Raw genomic sequence first — 18306 nt, 5'->3', positions numbered from 1 at the left:
TGCCGGTCATGTGCAAGAATAGATTAAACGTTTAAGCGGCAATGCCCGCAATCTCGGGCCCGCGCCTTGATCAAGCGGTCTTCTGCCCGCACTCAGGGCCTGCCGCCGCTCAAAAATGGCGCAACGTTTCGTAAAAAAAGACTCACCAAGGTGCGTATTTCCGGTATAGTGCGCGCCGGTCTTTAACAGGACCCTCGTCAAGGTATTGCAATTTCCCGAAGCCAGCTTCGGCTGCTTGTTCGCTCTGCGGACTATCCTAGGCGATCCATTCATCAAACGTTTTCGCAAATCCCCGCCGACAAAGCAGCCAGGGTGACTTTAGGGTCGTACACGGCACGCGCAGCTTTGGAGCATGGGTCTTTGCGGATGCACTAGAGGCAGACCCATGACCCAGGAATTCGGCGGCTTCGCCGCTTTTGAACTTCATCCAAATATCCTCGCAGCCGTTATCGCCACTGGCTACGAAGAGCCGTCGGCCATTCAGCAGCAGTCGATCCCGATCATCATGGCCGGCCACGACATGATCGGTCAGGCGCAAACCGGTACGGGTAAAACCGCCGCTTTCGCACTGCCTATCCTGCATCGGATCGACCCGAGCAAGCGCGAGCCGCAAGCACTGATCCTGGCCCCGACCCGCGAACTGGCACTTCAGGTTGCCACCGCGTTCGAGACCTACGCAAAACAAATGCCGGGCGTGACCGTTGTAGCGGTCTACGGCGGCGCGCCGATGGGCCCTCAGCTCAAGGCTATCCGTAATGGCGCACAGATCGTCGTCGCTACCCCGGGCCGTCTCTGCGACCACCTGCGTCGTGACGAGAAAGTCCTGGCGACCGTGAACCACCTGGTTCTCGACGAAGCGGACGAAATGCTCAAGCTGGGCTTCATGGACGACCTCGAAGTTATCTTCAAGGCCATGCCGGAAACCAAGCAAACCGTATTGTTCTCGGCTACTTTGCCGCAGTCGATCCGTGCCATCGCTGAGCGCCATTTGCGTGATCCGAAGCACGTCAAGATCCAGACCAAGACCCAGACTGTTACCGCGATCGAACAGGCTCACCTGCTGGTTCATGCTGACCAGAAGACCTCGGCTGTACTGAGCCTGCTGGAAGTCGAAGACTTCGATGCCCTGATCATGTTCGTCCGCACCAAGCAGGCGACCCTGGATCTGGCCAGCGCCCTTGAAGCCAAAGGCTACAAGGCTGCCGCACTGAACGGCGACATCGCCCAGAACCAGCGCGAGCGCGTTATCGAATCCCTCAAGGATGGCCGTCTGGACATCGTTGTGGCGACCGACGTTGCTGCCCGTGGTCTTGACGTTCCGCGTATCACTCACGTATTCAACGTGGACATGCCTTACGATCCAGAGTCCTACGTTCACCGTATCGGCCGTACCGGTCGTGCCGGTCGCGAAGGTCGCGCCCTGCTGCTGGTGACGCCTCGTGAGCGCCGCATGCTGCAAGTGATTGAGCGTGTTACCGGTCAGAAGGTTGCGGAAGTCCGCCTGCCGGATGCCCAGGCCGTTCTGGATGCGCGCATCAAGAAACTGACCAACAGCCTGTCGCCGCTGGTCGCCGATGCCGAATCGACTCACGGTGATCTGCTCGATCGTCTGACTGCCGACATCGGCTGCAGCCCTCGCGCTCTTGCCGCTGCACTGCTGCGCAAGGCTACCAACGGTCAGGCACTGACCCTGGCAGCCATCGAGCGCGAGCGTCCACTGGTTCCGAACAACGCCCCGCGCGGTGATCGTCCAGAGCGCAGCAGCGACCGTGGTGATCGTCCTGAGCGTGAGCGTCGTGCGCCGGTTCCATTGGCCGAAGGCCGTGCTCGTTGCCGTACCGCGCTGGGTGCGCGTGATGGTATCGCTGCCAAGAACCTGCTGGGTGCCATTCTCAACGAAGGCGGCCTGGCCCGCGAAGCGATCGGCCGTATCCAGGTCCGTGACAGCTTCAGCCTGGTTGAACTGCCGGAAGATGGTCTTGAGCGTCTGCTGACCAAGCTCAAGGACACCCGCGTTGCTGGCAAGCAGCTCAAGCTGCGTCGCTATCGCGAAGACTGATCGGCTCTTGAGCTGATCGGCCAATAGAAAATCCCCGACTGGTTCGGGGATTTTTTTGCTTTGTATTCAGGCAAATTGGCGCTATTGGCTTCACCCGAACCGATAGATATCCATCCCGAGTGCGCCCATGGTGAAGCCCTGATGGGCAATGCCGAAGACACCGCCAGCGCCGCGTGCGAAATACAGCGGCAGCAGGTGCTCTTCACTGGGGTGCGCACGGGCCGCGTGAGGGGCGAGGCTGCGGTAGTGGTGCAGTGCGGCTTCGTCGTCGTTTTGCAGTTTGTCGATCATCCAGTCGCGAAACGCGGCAGCCCAGGGCTCGATACTGTCGGGGCCGGCGTTCCAGTCAAGGTCACGCAGGTTGTGCGTGATGCTGCCTGAACCGATGATCAGCACACCCTGTTCACGCAAGCTGGCCAGTGCCCGGCCCACGCGGGTCTGTAATTCCGGCCCCTGGCGGCTGGGCAGCGAAACCTGCACCACCGGAATATCGGCGTCCGGGTACATCAGCGACAAAGGCACCCAGACGCCGTGGTCGAAGGGACGTCTGCTGTCGATGCGTGCAGGCAGGTCGCTGGCGGCAAGCCGTTCAACCACCTTGCGCGTCAGTGCCGGCAGCCCTGGGGCCGGGTACTGTACTGCAAACAATTCGGGCGCAAAGCCACCGAAGTCATGCCACGTCTCGGGTTGTGGATTGCCGTTGACGATCAGTTCATGGCTTTCCCAGTGGGCAGACACCATCACGATGGCGCGAGGCCGGGGCAGGCTGGCAGCCAGTCGCTTCAGAGCCGGGCCGCTTTCGCCGGGTTCCAGCGCCAGCATGGGGGAGCCATGGGAAATAAACAGGCTGGGGAACATTTAAAGCTCCAGAATAGTGGGATGACTCATAGTCGGTCATTTTTATGATCTAAATCTAATATAAGTTCTGGCGCTTTTTTATCGAATTTTCAGGAGGTTTCATGCAGGCGGATTTTTGGCTGCAGCGCTGGAGTGCCGGGCAGATCGGCTTTCACCAGTCAGAGGTCAATAAGGACCTGCAACAATATTGGTCCTCGCTGAATGTTGTTCCGGGAGCGCGGGTTCTGGTGCCGTTATGTGGCAAGAGCCAGGACATGAGCTGGCTGAGCGGGCAGGGGTATCACGTGGTGGGCGCCGAGCTGTCCGAGGCGGCGGTAGAGCGCTATTTCACCGAGCGTGGTGAGCAGCCGCACATCACGTCGCAGGGCGACTTCAAGGCCTACGCAGCGCCGGGTATCGAAATCTGGTGCGGTGATTTCTTCGCGCTGACTGTGCGCGATATCGGTCATTGCGCGGCGTTTTACGACCGCGCCGCGATGATCGCCCTGCCAGCGGACATGCGTGAACGCTATGTGCAGCACCTTGAAGCGCTGATGCCGCAGACGTGCAGCGGTTTACTGATTACCCTGGAATACGACCAGGCCCTGCTGGAAGGCCCGCCATTCTCCGTCCCGCAAACATGGCTGCACAGGGTCATGTCAGGGAACTGGGAGGTCACCAAGGTTGGTGGGCAGGATACGCTGCACAGCAGTGCCAAGGGGTTGAAGGCCGGATTGGAGCGTATGGATGAGCACGTTTATGTGTTGGAGCGTGTGTAACTCTGAGCGCGCAAGCCTTCCGACTCTCACTTCCGTGGCTGTGCATTGAGTCAGTTCTGGGAGGCAGCACAACGTCATGACTTGTCCATAGCCACTGCACATAAAAGCGCTTTTTTATCGCGATGGCACTGACGACGCAGGGTGCGACGTAAGTGACGGCTGAGTCATGGCGCTGATCCGGGGGTAACTCGGCAGGACGCCGAGTTAGCTGCACCGGGCCATGGATGGCCCGTTGCAGCGACCCCCGGATTAGTGACGGGGCGAAGGAACCCGACGAAGTCGGGCCGGAAACGGAGCCAAGGACTTTGCTCACTTTGGTCCCTCAAAGTGAGTCGCCGAGGGGCGAAAAGGTGACGTGAGTCGGACCTCATTTCGCCTGACAAAGAAAACCAGCTTCTCACGCGGAGCGTGGGTGCGACCATCTGATTCAACCGCGACGGCGCAGGGCCTCGATGCGTTGCTCCAGCGGCGGGTGGCTCATGAACAGGCCGGCGAGGCCCTTCTTGAGACCGGCATTGATACCGAAGGCGGTCAGGCTGTCAGGCATGTTCACCGGGACGCCCTGTTCGGAACGCAAGCGTTGCAGCGCGCCGATCATTGCACTCGTACCCGCCAGTCGTGCACCGGCATCGTCAGCGCGGAATTCGCGTTTGCGCGAGAACCACATGACGATGGCGCTGGCCAGAAAGCCCAGTACCAGCTCGGCGAAGATCGTCGTGATGTAGTAAGCGATGCCCTGACCGTTTTCAGTCTTGAAGATCACCTTGTCGACGAAATTACCGATGATGCGGGCGAAGAACATCACGAAGGTGTTCACCACGCCCTGCACCAGCGCCAGCGTCACCATGTCGCCGTTGGCAACGTGGCCGATCTCGTGAGCCAGTACGGCTTTCACCTCATCCGGCGAAAAGCGCTCGAGCAGGCCCTGGCTGACCGCAACCAGGGCATCGTTCTTGTTCCAGCCCGTGGCAAACGCGTTGGCTTCGTACGCCGGGAAAATACCGACTTCCGGCATCTTGATGCCCGCGTCGCGGGACAGTTGTTCAACGGTCTGCAGCAACCATTGCTCATGGCGAGTGCGAGGCTGGCTGATGATCTGAGTACCGGTGCTCATCTTCGCCATCCACTTGGAGATGAACAGCGAGAACAGCGAGCCCGCGAAACCGAACACAGCGCAGAAAACCAGCAGCTGATTGAGGTTCAGATCAACCCCGTTGGCCGCCATGAACCCATTGAAGCCAAAAAGGCTCAGGGTGATGCTGGCAATCAGCACGACCGCAAGGTTAGTGGCCAAAAACAGCAAAATGCGCATCATGGTCGAAACGTTCTCCTCAGGTAAATATGTAACTCGATGCCGGGTATATAAGGTGATGCTTGCTGCTATTCAACAGAGGGACTATTTCAAACTGTGTCCTCTTGTCGCAATCAATGGTAATCCCGCAAGGCTGAACGGCGCCTGAGCCAGAGCGGTCGATGCCTGAAGCGTTTGTGGCAGGGCGCTCATGATGTTTCAGGCACGCAGAAATAAACTGCCCCGAGCGGGTCGGGGCAGACAGGTCAGGCGGGAGGGCTGTGGCTGTTTACTGCCGATAACCCTTGAGGAAGTTACCGATGCGGCCAATGGCCTGCTCCAGCTCATCGACGCGGGGCAGGGTCACGACGCGGAAGTGGTCAGGGTATGGCCAGTTGAACGCTGTGCCCTGGACCACCAGCAGCTTCTCGGAAAGCAGCAGGTCGAGGACGAACTTCTCGTCGTTAAGGATCGGGCAGACCTTCGGGTCAATGCGCGGGAACGCATACAGCGCGCCCATCGGCTTCACGCAGCTGACACCGGGAATGTCGTTGAGCAGCTCCCAGGTGCGGTTGCGCTGTTCCAGCAGACGGCCAGGGGGAAGAATCAGGTCGTTGATGCTCTGATAGCCGCCCAGCGCGGTCTGGATGGCGTGCTGGCTCGGCACGTTGGCACACAGGCGCATGTTGGCCAGAATGTCGATGCCTTCGATGTAGCTCTGCGCGTTGTGTTTCGGCCCGGAAATGGCGATCCAGCCGGAACGGAAGCCCGCAACCCGATACGACTTGGACAGGCCGTTGAAGGTCAGGCACAGCAGGTCCGGCGCCAGCGAGGCGGTGCAGATGTGCACTGCGTCGTCATACAGGATCTTGTCGTAGATTTCGTCGGAGAACACCACCAGATTATGCTGGCGGGCCAGTTCCAGCATGCCCAGCAGTACTTCGCGCGAGTACACCGCACCTGTCGGGTTGTTCGGGTTGATGATGACCATGGCCTTGGTGTTCGGGGTGATCTTGGCCTTGATGTCTTCAAGATCAGGCCACCAGTTGGCCTGCTCGTCGCACAGGTAATGCACCGGGCTGCCACCGGACAAGGCGACAGCAGCGGTCCACAGCGGGTAGTCGGGGGCCGGAACCAGCACTTCGTCGCCATTGTTGAGCAACGCCTGCATCGACATCACGATCAGCTCGGACACGCCGTTGCCCAGGTAGATGTCTTCGATGCCGACACCTTCGACCTGCTTCTGCTGGTAATACTGCATCACCGCCTTGCGGGCGCTGAACAGGCCCTTGGAGTCGCTGTAGCCCTGCGCAGTCGGCAAGTTGCGGATCACGTCCTGCAGAATTTCGTCCGGCGCCTCGAAACCAAACGGTGCCGGGTTGCCGATGTTCAGCTTGAGGATGCGATGGCCTTCCTCTTCCAGGCGTTTGGCGTGCTTGAGCACCGGCCCGCGAATGTCATAGCAGACGTTTGCGAGCTTGTTCGATTTGTTGAACTGCATGGTGATGATCCCGAAAATGGACGAGCTGTCGCCGGCTTGCAATGAAGGTCGCTACATTCGCCATGAAAATGGGTTTGTGTACGACAAACGCGGGTGCCAGACTGACGTCTGACCTGGCGCAATGATACGTGCCACCTGATCTGCGGAAAAGGTACAGATCAGGGTTTTTCGAATTCGGAGGTGTACCTGTGGACAAGTTGGAAAAAACGCTGGAAGAGTGGAAGCAGATGCTCGACCCGGAGCAGTACAACGTCTGTCGTCTGAAAGGCACCGAGCGGCCGTTCTCCGGCAAGTACAACGGGACAAAGACAGACGGTATCTACGAATGCATCTGCTGCCATGAGCCGCTGTTCGATTCCACCACCAAGTTCGATTCAGGCTGCGGCTGGCCCAGCTTCTATGCGCCGCTCGAGGGCAGTGCAGTGATCGAGGTTCGCGATATGAGCCACGGCATGATTCGTACTGAAGTGGTCTGCGCCAAATGTGATGCGCACCTGGGCCACGTGTTCCCGGATGGACCGCCACCTACCGGACTGCGTTATTGCATCAATTCGGTATGCCTGGATCTGGTGCCGCGCGCCTGAACGCCCTGCAGATTCAGCCACCGCCCTGTTCCAATTCCAGTATCGAGGCCTCCTTTGATGAGTGAAAACCTGCTGAGCATCCCGGTCACGACGATCAAGGGCGAACAGAAAACCCTCGCTGATTTTTCCGGCAAGGCGTTGCTGGTGGTCAACACGGCCAGCAAATGTGGCTTCACCCCTCAATACAAGGGGCTGGAGAAGCTCTGGCAGGATTACCGGGATCAGGGGTTGGTGGTGCTGGGCTTTCCCTGCAACCAGTTCGGCAAGCAGGAACCAGGCGACGAGGGGGCGATTTCCGGCTTTTGCGAGCTGAACTATGGCGTCAGCTTCCCGCTGTTCAAGAAGATCGATGTGAACGGCGAGCAGGCCCATCCGCTGTTCGTGCAGCTCAAGCAGCAGGCTCCGGGGTTGCTGGGTACGGAGCGCATCAAGTGGAATTTCACCAAGTTCCTGATTGGCCAGGATGGTCGGCTGGTCAAGCGTTTCGCGCCATTGACCAAGCCTGAGGAACTGACGGGCGAGATCGAGGCGCTGCTGCGCTGAGCCTTCAGTCGATACCGGTAATGGGTATCCACTGATCCAGAATGCTGACCAGTTCGGCACGCCGGAACGGCTTGGCCAGATAGTCATTCATGCCTGCCGCCTTGCAGCGCTCGCGTTCATCGGGCATGGCATTGGCGGTAAGGGCAACGATCGGCAGGTTCGGCCAGCGGCCACTGCTGCGGATCTGGCGGCTGGCTTCATAGCCGTCCATGACCGGCATGTTGCAGTCCATCAATACCAGGTCGAAATGGCCTTGTTCCAGCTGTTCCAGGGCCTCGCCGCCATGGCTGCTGATGATCACTTCGCAACCCAGCTTGCCGAGGATGCCCTTAGCGACCAGCTGATTGACCGGGTTGTCCTCGACCAGTAACACCCGCGCCAGACGTGGCGCAGTGTGTTCGAGCGCCTGCGTGTCCTTGAGGCCTGTCTCTTCCTGACCCAGTATGCGCCGCAGCGTGTGGTAAAGCGCATTGCGCGCCAGTGGCCGGGCCTGCTGTTGCAGCGGGGCCAGGGCGGCAACCTGTTCGCCAGGCATGAAGTTGCCATAGGCGGTCACCAGCAGGATCGGCACGGGCGTCGTGGGGCGAATGGCAAACAGGCACTCGGGGCAGTCGGTAATCACCAGATCAGGACTGCCGTCGAGGTCCACTGCTTCCGGGCGGTCGTCGATGCTGCGTCGCTTGAGGTCGACCCCCCAGAACGGCAGCAGGCTGCCAAGCAGCTCCACCAGGCCGCTGCCTGCCGAGCTGACCACCGTCACACGGCCCTTGAGCGGGGTCTGAGTGACCGCAGGCACGTGGACCGGCAGCGGCAGCTCGGCGCAGAACTGGCTGCCGAAACCGGACTGCGACTGGATGCTCAACGTGCCATTCATGGCCTCGCAGAGGTTGTTGGTCAGCGCCAGGCCCAGCCCGGTGCCGCCGTACTGGCGGGTGATGGCGGTTTCAGCCTGGGTGAACGGCTGGAAGATTCTGGTCTGGGCGTCCTGCGCAATGCCGATGCCGGTATCGCGGACTTCGATGCGCACGCGGTTTTCACCGGAGCTGGCGTCCCGATGATGAGTCAGACGCACATCCACGCGCCCGAAACGGGTGAACTTGAGGGCGTTGGACAGCAGATTGCTGACGATCTGACGCACCCTGGTCGGATCGCCGGTGACCATGGCCGGGAAGTCCGGCGCGATCAGGCAGGTCAGCTCCACGCTGGGGGCTGCGTTCTGCGACAGCAGATTGGCGGTGTCCTCGATCAACATCCCCAGGTCGAAAGGAATACGCTCGATCTCCAGGTGGCCGGCATCGAACTTGGACATGTCGAGAATATCGTTGAGCAGCTCGACCAGCACCTTGCCGGAGTCGTGGGCGATCATTAGCTGCTGGCGTTGTTCGGCACCCAGCGGACTGTCCAGCGACAGCGCCAGCATGCCCAGCAGACCGTTGAGCGGTGTACGAATCTCATGGCTCATGTGCGCCAGAAACGCCGAGCGCGCATGGGCCATGTCCAGCGCCGTGCTGCGTGCTATCTGCAGTTCCTCATTGGACTCGCGCAGGCGCAGGTTGCTGGCCTTGAGCTCGTTGGTGCGCGCCGAGACGATGTTTTCCAGTTCGTTGAGGTGGTCGGTCAGCCGGTCCTCGGCCGCGCGGCGCCTGGAAAACTCGCTGCTCATGGTTTCAAACTGACGGTTGAACGTCTCGACCAGCACACCGATTTCATCCTGGGCATGGTAGGGCGGGCAGGTGATTTTGCCTTGGTCAGGGTTACGCGGATCGCGACTGCTCAATTCGCGGATCACTCTCACCAGCGGCTTGGTCAGGGTCGCGTAAAACAGGATGGTCAGAATCCCGGCCAGCGCCAGGCTGCGGACGAAGCCGTTGAGCAGGGTGATTTCAGCGCGTTGCAGAAAATGGCTGCCGAACGCGAAGGTGTCCACGGTCAGGTACAGTGTGCCGATGGTTTCATTGGGCAGGTGATTGAGGTGCAGCTTTTCCTGAAACTGCCGGCTTTCGCCGAATAGCCAGTCACTCAACACCCGATAGCGCCCGGTGGCCATTGGGCGCTCGACGCTGGAGAGCACGGCGTCGTTGTTGTCGGTAAGCCTTGCGCTGACCACGGCAGGGGAGCGCAGCAGGCCGAGTGTGAGTTCCTGGGCCAGCTCGGAGTCGATGTTGTAGGCGATGCGCGATGCCGGGTTCTGGATGATTTCCAGCAGCGACTTGATTTCTCGATTGATGGAAGCGTCTTCGCTGGCATAATCGATCGCAATCTGAAACAGGCTCAGCAAGGTCCCCAGCACGAAGCCGATCAATACAGCCAGGCGTGCCTGCTTGAACGACAGCCTGTTTTTGAGCGATATATCCATGAGTACTGCCACTTCTGGTGCCCGGTGCCGGCCAAGCATAGCTGATCGGCACTGCTGATTAATCAGTTAAATATAAGGAGATCCCGTGGATTCTCGGTTGGATGCTTTTCTGCAGCGCGCCGACGCCGTGCTGGCCCGACTGGAGCCCTTGCTGCCAGCGCTGCGCGAGCCGGTCGACTGGTCGCAGGCTCTCGCCGCGCGCTGGGTGCAAGAAGGGCGCAGCGGTTACCTGATGCCGTTGCAAGTAAGCCTGGATACACGCCTGACCGATCTGATCGGCGTCGACCTGCAGCGCGATCAATTGGGGCGCAATACCCGCCAGTTTATCGAAGGACTGCCTGCCAACCACGCTTTGCTCTGGGGTTCGCGCGGCACCGGCAAGTCATCCTTGATCCGCGCGCTGCTGGCCGAGTACGCCCCGGCCGGGCTGCGTCTGATCGAGATCGAACGCGATCACCTGGGCGACTTGCCGCGTGTGGTCGAACAACTGCACAAGCTGCCGCAGCGTTTCGTATTGTTCTGCGATGACCTGTCGTTCGAGTCGGGCGAGGGTGATTATCGCGTGCTGAAGAGTGTGCTCGACGGCTCGCTGGAGCAGGCGCCTGACAACGTGCTGCTGTATGCAACCTCCAATCGTCGTCATCTGGTGCCCGAGAAGGAAAGTGACAACGTTGACTGGAAACACGTTGACGGCGAACTGCATCCCAGTGAGGCCGTCGAAGACAAGATCGCCTTGTCTGACCGGTTCGGGCTATGGCTGTCGTTCTATCCGTTCACTCAGGAACATTATCTGAACGTGGTCGAACACTGGATCACGCAATTGGCGCAAAAAGCCGGATTGCAGTGGCAGCGTGACGAAAACCTGGAAAAAGCCGCGATTCGCTGGGCAACCGCGCGTGGCAATCGCAATGGCCGCTGCGCCTATCAATTTGCACGTTACTGGGTAGGACTTGAATTGTTGGAGCAACACACATGATTGATTTGCAAAATACCGGCGCGGGCCTGGACGGCTACGGCCTGCTGGCCGCACAACTTGAGGCACTGCTGGCCGATGAGCGCGATTTCATCGCCAATGCGGCGCAGTTTTCGGCGTTTCTCTACACCCAGCTCGATGATCTGAACTGGGCGGGTTTTTACCTCAATCGTAACGAAGAACTGGTGCTGGGGCCGTTTCAAGGGCAGATCGCCTGTGTACGCATCCCTTTCGGCCGCGGCGTTTGCGGGACGGCCGCGCAGAGTCGGCAAACCCAGCGCGTTCAGAACGTTCACGAATTTCCCGGGCACATTGCCTGCGACAGTGCATCGAACAGCGAGTTGGTAGTGCCATTGATCAAGGAAGGGCGTCTGATCGGTGTGCTGGACCTGGACAGTCCGAGTGTGGGGCGTTTCAACGAGGAGGATCAGGCAGGGATCGAGCGTCTTGCGGCTATCTTTCTGGCATCGACCGACTGCTGAGCCGGTCGGCCTGCCGCTGCCCGGCGCACAATTCCGGCAGCGGCGGGGCAGTCATCAATCGTAGATGACTTTCTTCTTCCATTCCGATTCGGTGTCGTCCTGCTTCAGGCCTTCGGTCAGTTCGTTGTCGTCGTCTTCGGTCGGTGCGGTGTTGGTCAGTACCACCGAGTTGGCGCGGGCCAGCTGTTTTTCCATCGCCAGCAGTTGCTGTTGATAAGTGACCGGGTCCGGCTGGTTGCGCAAGTACTGTACGCCGCGTTCGAATGCCAGGCGTGCCTGACCTGGCTGATCCTGGGAAAGTGCGGTCTGGCCAAGGTTGTTGAAAAATTCGATGTGCAGGTTGACCAGGATCGTGCGGATTTCACGAATCCAGTGTTTCGCTTCGCTGGTCTGCAGAAAACCGTCATGCGCAGCGCGCGTCACCTGACCGTGCAGGGCTTCCAGCAGAAAACGCACGTCCTTGGCCTTGGCTTCGGTCTGGATCGGTGTGACCGGGTTGGGTATCTCGATGCCTTCGCCCTTGGCAATCTGCTCTTCCAGTTCGCCAATGCGGTGCTTGAGCTGAGCGTTGCCTTTCTCCATGTTCAGCATGCGCTGCACGACGTTCAGCTCCAGCCGCGCCAGCAACAGCTTCAAGGCGGGGGACATCAGCTGGCCCGGGAACACTTCGGTGATCTCGCTGCAGCGACGCAGGCGATCCCCGAGTTCGACCTTGGTGCGAGCCTTCTCCAGTTTGCCGTTTTCAGCGACGTGATTCAGGTAGCCGATCGCGATGAGCAGTGCGATACCTGCTACTACCATCAGCGTGATCATGAGTGGAGTCACTGTGCAAACCTCATTCGTTCAATTAGTTTTAGTGCGAGTGTAGTGGCTAAGCACTACTGCGCATAGATGTCCCTCTCGGAGTTTGTCGGCATCTCTTCTATATAGATGAGGGAAGATTGATCAGCCGCGCGCCTGGCGACGGTCGGTCATCCTCCGAACGGCATCGAAGTTATTGATTTCAATAAATTTTCACATGGGGGTTGACGACCCCTCAATCCATCCATAGAATGCGCGCCACTTACAGCGTAAAGCACACAGCGTAGCGCAAATAAGTAGTGAATGTTGTACGTGTGTCCCCTTCGTCTAGTGGCCTAGGACACCGCCCTTTCACGGCGGTAACAGGGGTTCGAGTCCCCTAGGGGACGCCATTGCGGGAATAGCTCAGTTGGTAGAGCACGACCTTGCCAAGGTCGGGGTCGCGAGTTCGAGTCTCGTTTCCCGCTCCAATTTTAAGCAGCTTTGCCTTAGGGCAGGGTTGAGTGAAACCAGAACACGTCTTCGGATGATGTCTGGAACTGAAACACACACCATGGTGTTTCAGGCAGTGTCCCCTTCGTCTAGTGGCCTAGGACACCGCCCTTTCACGGCGGTAACAGGGGTTCGAGTCCCCTAGGGGACGCCATATTGCGGGAATAGCTCAGTTGGTAGAGCACGACCTTGCCAAGGTCGGGGTCGCGAGTTCGAGTCTCGTTTCCCGCTCCAAATTCACAAAAACGCCGCTCAACAGAGCGGCGTTTTTGTTTGTGCGTTTTAAGCCAGATATTTTAACGTCACGGGTTTTTAACGTTATATAAAGGAACGCCGCTCTGTTAAGAGCGGCGTTTTTTCGTTTCAGGCTCAAGGCATCTGCGGCAATTCATTTGGCCGCATGTCGAACACCAACACCTCTGCGTCAACCCCTGCGCTCAGGCTCAGCGTCTGTTCGTCGCGTACACGCACGCCATCCCCTTCACCCAGTTGCTCGCCATTGAGCACCACGCTGCCACGGGCAACGTGCACGTAGGCATAGCGGTTGGCTGCCAGCTCCAGGGTGGCGGTTTCATCGCCATCGAACAGGCCGGCATACACGCGAGCGTCTTGGCGCACCTTGAGCGCACCGTTCTCGCCTTCCGGCGAAATGATCAACTGCAAGCGACCGCGTTTCTGCTCGGGGCTGAAATGCTTTTCCTGGTAGTTGGGCGCCGCGCCTGCAACATTCGGCACGATCCATATCTGCAGAAAATGCACGCCCTCGGTGTGCGAGTGGTTGAACTCGCTGTGCGCCACACCGGTACCGGCGCTCATCAATTGCACGTCACCAGGGCGAATCACCGAGCCGGTGCCCAGCGTATCCTTGTGTTCCAGCGCGCCTTCCAGCACATAGGAAAAGATCTCCATGTCCCGATGAGGATGCTGGCCGAAGCCTTTGCCTGCACTGACACGGTCGTCGTTGATCACCAGCAGGTCGGAAAATCCCTGTTCCTGCGGGTTGCGATAGCCGGCAAAGGAAAAGGTGTGAAAGGATTTCAACCAGCCATGGTCGGCTGCACCACGATCAGAGGCTTTGCGAAGAGTCAGCATGATTCTTTCTCCATCTATCGACGCTGCACATTCAGCAATCGATCACGTAGGACGAAGAGTACGGCTTATCGACTGTCGCAATAAGTAGCTGAAATATGAATGACTGTCTCTCTGAGATTGACAGTGGTCAACGCTGCGTTACGCTCTGTCGAACGCCATCAACGCTTGATCAGGTCGCAACACATGAACCCTTTTGAAGACATGCGCATGTTCTGCCAGGTAATGGAGTCCGGCAGCCTGACCGCCGCGTCCGACAAGTTGGGCCTGTCCAAGCAGTTCGTCAGTCGTCGCCTGATGCAACTGGAGGCGCGTCTGGGCGTACGCCTGCTCAACCGCTCGACGCGACGTCTGGATGTCACGCCGTTGGGGCAGAGTTACTACGAGTCGGCTCTGCGTCTGCTCGCCGAGCTGGAGCAGGTGGAGCAGGGCATCACCGGGCAGAACAACGAACCGCGTGGCACTCTGCGCGTGAGTGCGCCGCTGTCGTTTGCCGTTACACACCTGGCGAGCCTGCTGCCGCTGTTTTTGCAGCGCTATCGCGAGGTGGCGGTGGAAGTGGACCTGAGTGATCGTCCGGTGGATGTGATCAGCGAAGGCTACGACGTGGTGCTGCGTATCGGGGTGCTGGAAGATTCCAGTCTGATCGCCCGGCGCATTGCCTCGATCGACCGGGTGTACTGCGCCAGCCCGGCATACCTGGCCGAGCGCGGCACACCACAAAAGCCCGAAGACCTGCACACCCATGATTGCCTGCCCTATGGCCACAGCCGTCAGGCGCTATGGCGTTTTCAAGGGCAGGACAAGCCGTTGACCCTCAATGTCAGCGGGCGTATGCGCGCCAATAATGGCGAGCTGCTGAGGGAATCAGCCATTGCCGGGCTGGGCATCACCTATTTGCCTACCTTCATTGTCAGCGCGGCGTTGCGCGAGGGCAGCCTGGTTCGTGTGCTGGACAACCTGCGTCCCGAGCCGTTGACGCTGTCAGCGGTTTATCCGCAACACCGACAGGCGTCGCGACCGGTGCAGGCATTCATCGAGTTCCTGCGCGAGCGTCTGGAGTCAGGTCTCGAACTGAATGATCGGCAAGCTTGAAGCAGGCTGGCACTCGATCTATTGATGATTAATTTGCATCTTAGGCTAGAACAAAAATGAATTTAGCTAATTTTTGTTCGGGTGTTAGGGTCGTTGCCGATCATTTCGATTTGCCCAATGCCTGTGGAGAACCTACCTGTGCCAACGACCCTCGTCCGCTGGAGCCAACGCTTGCTGAAGGGGCTGTCGCTGGGCCTCGTGGCCTCGCTCAATACCCAGGCGGCCAATCTGATCGTCGGCGATCAGAGCTACAGCGCCCGTACCGTGATGGAAGCCGCCGGGGTCCTCAAGGATCTGTCTTACGAACTGGAATGGAAGCAGTTCACCGCAGGCTCGCCGGTCGCCGAGGCCTTGAACGTCGGCAGCCTGGATATTGGCTTGCTGGGTGATTCGCCTGCGCTGTTCATGGGCGCGCTGGGGGCTCCGATCAAGGTCATCGGTGTGTCGCGACAGAACCTCGACGGCGTTGCCATCGTTGTGCGTAAGGACTCGCCAATCAAGACCGTGGCGGATCTGGCGGGCAAGAAGGTCGCCATCTGGAAAGGTTCGTTCAGCCAGCAACTGATGCTCACTGCACTGGACAAGGCAGGTGTCGCCCGCGATGCCGTTGACTATCGCTACCTCAGCGCACTGGATTCTTCCCATGCGCTGGACGGCGGTTCGGTGGATGCGATTGCTACCTGGGAGCCCTACGTCACTCAACAGGAACGACAGGGCGCGCGGATTATCGCGACTGCCGAGGGCTTGATTCCGGCGCAAAGCTTCATCGTCGCCAACGATCTGGCCATCAAGGACAAGCGTGCGCAGATCAGCGATTTCCTGCAACGCCTGCAGGCCGCCCGGGCCTGGTCGGTCAGCGATCCGCAGCACGATGAACGCTATGCCAACGCCTGGGCCGCGCTGACCAAGGCCGATGCCGAGGTAGCACGCCGCTGGTTTTCCCGTGCTCAGGTAGTGGTCGTGCCGATCACTGCGCAAGTGGTGGCCGGTGCGCAGCAGACCATCGATTTCTTCAACAACGCTGGGCTGACCAAGCGTTATCCTGCTGCCAGCGTGTTTGACGAGTCGTTCAGTGCCGCGCTGGCCTATCAGGCGCAAGTAGTGCGCTGACCGACTGCCTGCCACTGCGCTATCCGGGAGCCATCACCATGAGTTTCACATCATTGCACTGGGGCGCTTACCGTCCACAGGTCGAGGACGGCAAGCTGACCGGGCTGCTGCCGGCAGAATGGGATAAGGACCCGTCTCCGATCGGCGATTCGGTTGCCGAGGCCATTACCTCACCGACCCGCATCAGGCGCCCGGCGATACGCCGCAGTTTTCTTCAGCAGGCCGGTGGACGGCCGGATCTGCGTGGTCAGGAGCCGTTCGTCGAGGTTTCCTGGGAGGTCGCGCTGGATCTGGTCGCCAGCGAGTTGCAGCGAGTCCGGCACGAGCACGGCAATCAGGCTATTTTCGGCGGCAGCTATGGCTGGGGCAGCGCGGGGCGTTTTCATCACGCGCAAAGCCAGTTGCATCGCTTCCTTAACTGCATCGGCGGTTATGTGTTCAGCACCGACAGCTACAGTCTGGGTGCCGGGCGGGTACTGATGCCGCACATCGTCGGCAACATGGACTGGCTGCTGGCGGCGCATACCTCCTGGAAAAATCTGGCCGAGCATTGCGAGCTGTTCGTCGCGTTCGGTGGCTTGCCCGCCAAGAATGCCCAGACCAGCCCCGGTGGTGCCAGCGACCATCTGCTGGGCGACGCGCTACAGCGTATGTCCGACGCGGGGGTGCAGTTCGTCAATGTCAGCCCGCTGCGTGACGATCTGGTCGGCCCGACGCATAACCAGTGGCTGGCGGTACGTCCCGGCAGCGACACGGCGTTGATGATGGCACTGTCCTGGGTGTTGATCAGCGAAGGGCTGCACAACGAGGATTTCGTCCAGCGCTATACCGTGGGCTATGCACGTTTTCGCGAGTACCTGCTGGGCCACACTGATGGCCAGCCGAAAGACCCGCGCTGGGCCGAGGCGCTGACCGATATTCCTGCGCAGCAGATTGTCGAGCTGGCCCGACGCATGGCCAGCAAGCGCACCATGATCAACGTCGCCTATTCATTGCAGCGTTCGCTACATGGCGAGCAACCGTTCTGGATGACCGTGACTCTGGCCGCGCTGTTGGGGCAGATCGGTTTGCCCGGTGCCGGTTTCGGTCTGGGGTATGGCTGCATGAACAACACCGGCAGTGGCCGCAAAGCGTTCTCGGGGCCGCGCTTTTCCCAGGGCAGCAACCCGGTCAAGGCGTTCATTCCGGTCGCGCGGGTGACGGACATGTTGCTCAACCCCGGGAAGCCCTTCGATTACAACGGGCAGCAACGCAGGTACCCGGACATTCGCCTGGTGTACTGGGCGGGTGGCAATATCTTTCACCACCATCAGGACCTCAATCGGCTGCTGGAGGCGTGGCAGCGGCCGCAAACCATCATCGTCCACGAGCAGTTCTGGACAGCCCAGGCACGCTATGCCGACATCGTGCTGCCGGCCACCACGGCCCTGGAGCGAAATGACATCGGCAGTTCGGCCTCCGACCGTTTCATGATCGCCATGCAGCAGGCGATCGAGCCCGTGGGAGAGTCGCGTGACGACTACTCGATTCTGGCCGCGCTGGCCGAACGGCTGGGAGTGGCACAAGCGTTTACCGAAGGTCGGGATGCGGGGGAATGGCTGCGCTTTATCTATGACGAGTCTCGGCAACGGGCCGAAACGTTTGGCATCACCCTGCCGGAGTTCGAGCAGTTCTGGCGTGACGGTGTACTGGAAATAGACTACCCGCACACCGACAACGTGCTGCTTGAATCCTTTCGTCATGACCCTGACGCGCATCCGTTGCCGACGCCGTCCGGGCGCATCGAAATTTTCTCCGAGCGCATCGCAGGCTTTGGCTATGCCGATTGTCCCGGTCACCCGGTGTGGCTGGAAAAGCCTGCGCCGACCCACGCGCTGCACCTGTTGTCCAACCAACCGAAAACCCGTTTGCACAGCCAGTACGACCACGGCAGTTACAGTCGCTCTTCGAAAATTGAGGCGCGCGAGCCGCTGACCCTCAACCCGCTGGATGCTCGCGCCCGTGGACTGGTCGATGGCGATGTGGTCAAGGTGTTCAACGAGCGTGGCGCGTTTTTGGCCGGGGTGATCGTGTCGGACGGCATTCGCCCCGGCGTAGTGCAGATTGCCACCGGGGCCTGGTTCGACCCGCTGGTGCATGGCGAGCGGGGCAGCCTGGAAAAACACGGCAACCCGAATGTGATCACCGAAGATGTGGGCGCCTCCAGCCTGTCGCAGGGCTGTTCAGCACAGACAGCATCGGTGGACATCGTCAAATGGGATCAGGACCTGCCGCCGGTGACGGCGTTCGAGCCGCCGTCACTGCTCTGACGCGT

At 59.8% G+C, this 18306-nt stretch carries 15 protein-coding genes and 4 tRNA genes; 13 read left to right on the top strand and 6 right to left on the bottom strand.

Going from position 1 to position 18306, the window contains the following annotated elements; translation table 11 throughout:
- The first annotated feature begins 385 nt into the window (after positions 1–385).
- Positions 386–2059, top strand: coding sequence for a DEAD/DEAH box helicase (locus V476_RS03335; protein WP_003314681.1), 1674 nt, complete (start codon positions 386–388; stop codon positions 2057–2059).
- A gap of 90 nt (positions 2060–2149) precedes the next feature.
- Here the strand turns inward: V476_RS03335 and V476_RS03330 are convergent, their stop codons facing one another.
- On the bottom strand, positions 2150–2917 hold the full coding sequence (locus V476_RS03330) for a DODA-type extradiol aromatic ring-opening family dioxygenase (protein WP_024960069.1): 768 nt from the start codon (positions 2915–2917) through the stop codon (positions 2150–2152).
- Positions 2918–3018: 101 nt separating this feature from the next.
- Here V476_RS03330 and V476_RS03325 point away from each other — a divergent pair, with 101 nt between their 5' ends.
- Positions 3019–3675 (top strand): thiopurine S-methyltransferase, encoded by a 657-nt coding sequence (locus V476_RS03325; RefSeq protein ID WP_024960070.1) that lies wholly within the window; start codon positions 3019–3021, stop codon positions 3673–3675.
- A gap of 427 nt (positions 3676–4102) precedes the next feature.
- On the opposite strand, the gene htpX is transcribed toward V476_RS03325, so the two are convergent.
- Both htpX and V476_RS03315 read right to left on the bottom strand, forming a co-directional pair.
- Positions 4103–4990 (bottom strand): protease HtpX, encoded by an 888-nt coding sequence (gene htpX / locus V476_RS03320; protein ID WP_003314685.1) that lies wholly within the window; start codon positions 4988–4990, stop codon positions 4103–4105.
- A gap of 265 nt (positions 4991–5255) precedes the next feature.
- On the bottom strand, positions 5256–6467 hold the full coding sequence (locus tag V476_RS03315) for a pyridoxal phosphate-dependent aminotransferase (protein WP_003314686.1): 1212 nt from the start codon (positions 6465–6467) through the stop codon (positions 5256–5258).
- 188 nt (positions 6468–6655) lie between these two features.
- Between V476_RS03315 and msrB the strand changes: the two genes are divergently transcribed.
- On the top strand, positions 6656–7051 hold the full coding sequence (gene msrB / locus V476_RS03310) for a peptide-methionine (R)-S-oxide reductase MsrB (RefSeq protein ID WP_003393808.1): 396 nt from the start codon (positions 6656–6658) through the stop codon (positions 7049–7051).
- 57 nt (positions 7052–7108) lie between these two features.
- Complete coding sequence (locus V476_RS03305) at positions 7109–7594, top strand: glutathione peroxidase (RefSeq protein ID WP_003418059.1); 486 nt, start codon at positions 7109–7111, stop codon at positions 7592–7594.
- A gap of 4 nt (positions 7595–7598) precedes the next feature.
- On the opposite strand, the gene V476_RS03300 is transcribed toward V476_RS03305, so the two are convergent.
- Entirely contained in the window at positions 7599–9950 is a 2352-nt protein-coding gene (locus V476_RS03300; protein WP_024664589.1) for a hybrid sensor histidine kinase/response regulator, read from the bottom strand.
- An 85-nt stretch (positions 9951–10035) separates the two neighbouring features.
- On the opposite strand from V476_RS03300, the gene V476_RS03295 reads away from it, so the two are divergent.
- On the top strand, positions 10036–10926 hold the full coding sequence (locus tag V476_RS03295; RefSeq protein WP_003314690.1) for an ATP-binding protein: 891 nt from the start codon (positions 10036–10038) through the stop codon (positions 10924–10926).
- Positions 10923–11405: a GAF domain-containing protein gene (locus V476_RS03290; RefSeq protein WP_024960071.1), complete on the top strand. Its 483-nt coding sequence runs from the start codon at positions 10923–10925 to the stop codon at positions 11403–11405. The genes V476_RS03295 and V476_RS03290 overlap by 4 nt, the downstream gene beginning before the upstream one ends.
- 54 nt (positions 11406–11459) lie before the next feature.
- On the opposite strand, the gene V476_RS03285 is transcribed toward V476_RS03290, so the two are convergent.
- Positions 11460–12218 (bottom strand): hypothetical protein, encoded by a 759-nt coding sequence (locus tag V476_RS03285; protein WP_004416847.1) that lies wholly within the window; start codon positions 12216–12218, stop codon positions 11460–11462.
- A gap of 304 nt (positions 12219–12522) precedes the next feature.
- On the opposite strand from V476_RS03285, the gene V476_RS03280 reads away from it, so the two are divergent.
- The 4 genes from V476_RS03280 (at position 12523) to V476_RS03265 (ending at position 12932) form a co-directional block, all read left to right on the top strand.
- A tRNA-Glu gene (locus V476_RS03280) sits at positions 12523–12598 on the top strand.
- A gap of 2 nt (positions 12599–12600) precedes the next feature.
- Positions 12601–12676 (top strand) — tRNA-Gly (locus V476_RS03275).
- 100 nt (positions 12677–12776) lie between these two features.
- Positions 12777–12852 (top strand) — tRNA-Glu (locus tag V476_RS03270).
- A gap of 4 nt (positions 12853–12856) precedes the next feature.
- Positions 12857–12932, top strand: a tRNA-Gly gene (locus tag V476_RS03265).
- Positions 12933–13067: 135 nt separating this feature from the next.
- Here the strand turns inward: V476_RS03265 and V476_RS03260 are convergent.
- Positions 13068–13790 carry a pirin family protein gene (locus tag V476_RS03260; protein ID WP_003393821.1) on the bottom strand — a complete coding sequence of 241 codons (723 nt, stop codon included), beginning with the start codon at positions 13788–13790 and terminating at the stop codon, positions 13068–13070.
- A 183-nt stretch (positions 13791–13973) separates the two neighbouring features.
- On the opposite strand from V476_RS03260, the gene V476_RS03255 reads away from it, so the two are divergent.
- The 3 genes from V476_RS03255 (at position 13974) to V476_RS03245 (ending at position 18301) form a co-directional block, all read left to right on the top strand.
- The gene (locus tag V476_RS03255; protein WP_024960072.1) at positions 13974–14882 is read left to right on the top strand and encodes a LysR family transcriptional regulator; all 909 of its coding nucleotides are present in this window, start codon (positions 13974–13976) and stop codon (positions 14880–14882) included.
- A gap of 117 nt (positions 14883–14999) precedes the next feature.
- Positions 15000–15992, top strand: coding sequence for an ABC transporter substrate-binding protein (locus tag V476_RS03250; protein ID WP_174518588.1), 993 nt, complete (start codon positions 15000–15002; stop codon positions 15990–15992).
- Between the two features lie 38 nt (positions 15993–16030).
- Entirely contained in the window at positions 16031–18301 is a 2271-nt protein-coding gene (locus V476_RS03245; RefSeq protein ID WP_024960074.1) for a molybdopterin guanine dinucleotide-containing S/N-oxide reductase, read from the top strand.
- The last annotated feature ends 5 nt before the right edge of the window (positions 18302–18306 follow it).

This window comes from Pseudomonas syringae KCTC 12500, from assembly GCF_000507185.2.
GTDB lineage: Bacteria > Pseudomonadota > Gammaproteobacteria > Pseudomonadales > Pseudomonadaceae > Aquipseudomonas > Aquipseudomonas syringae.
Note: the sequence above shows the minus strand (reverse complement) of the source record. Positions and strands in the feature narration are given on the sequence as shown.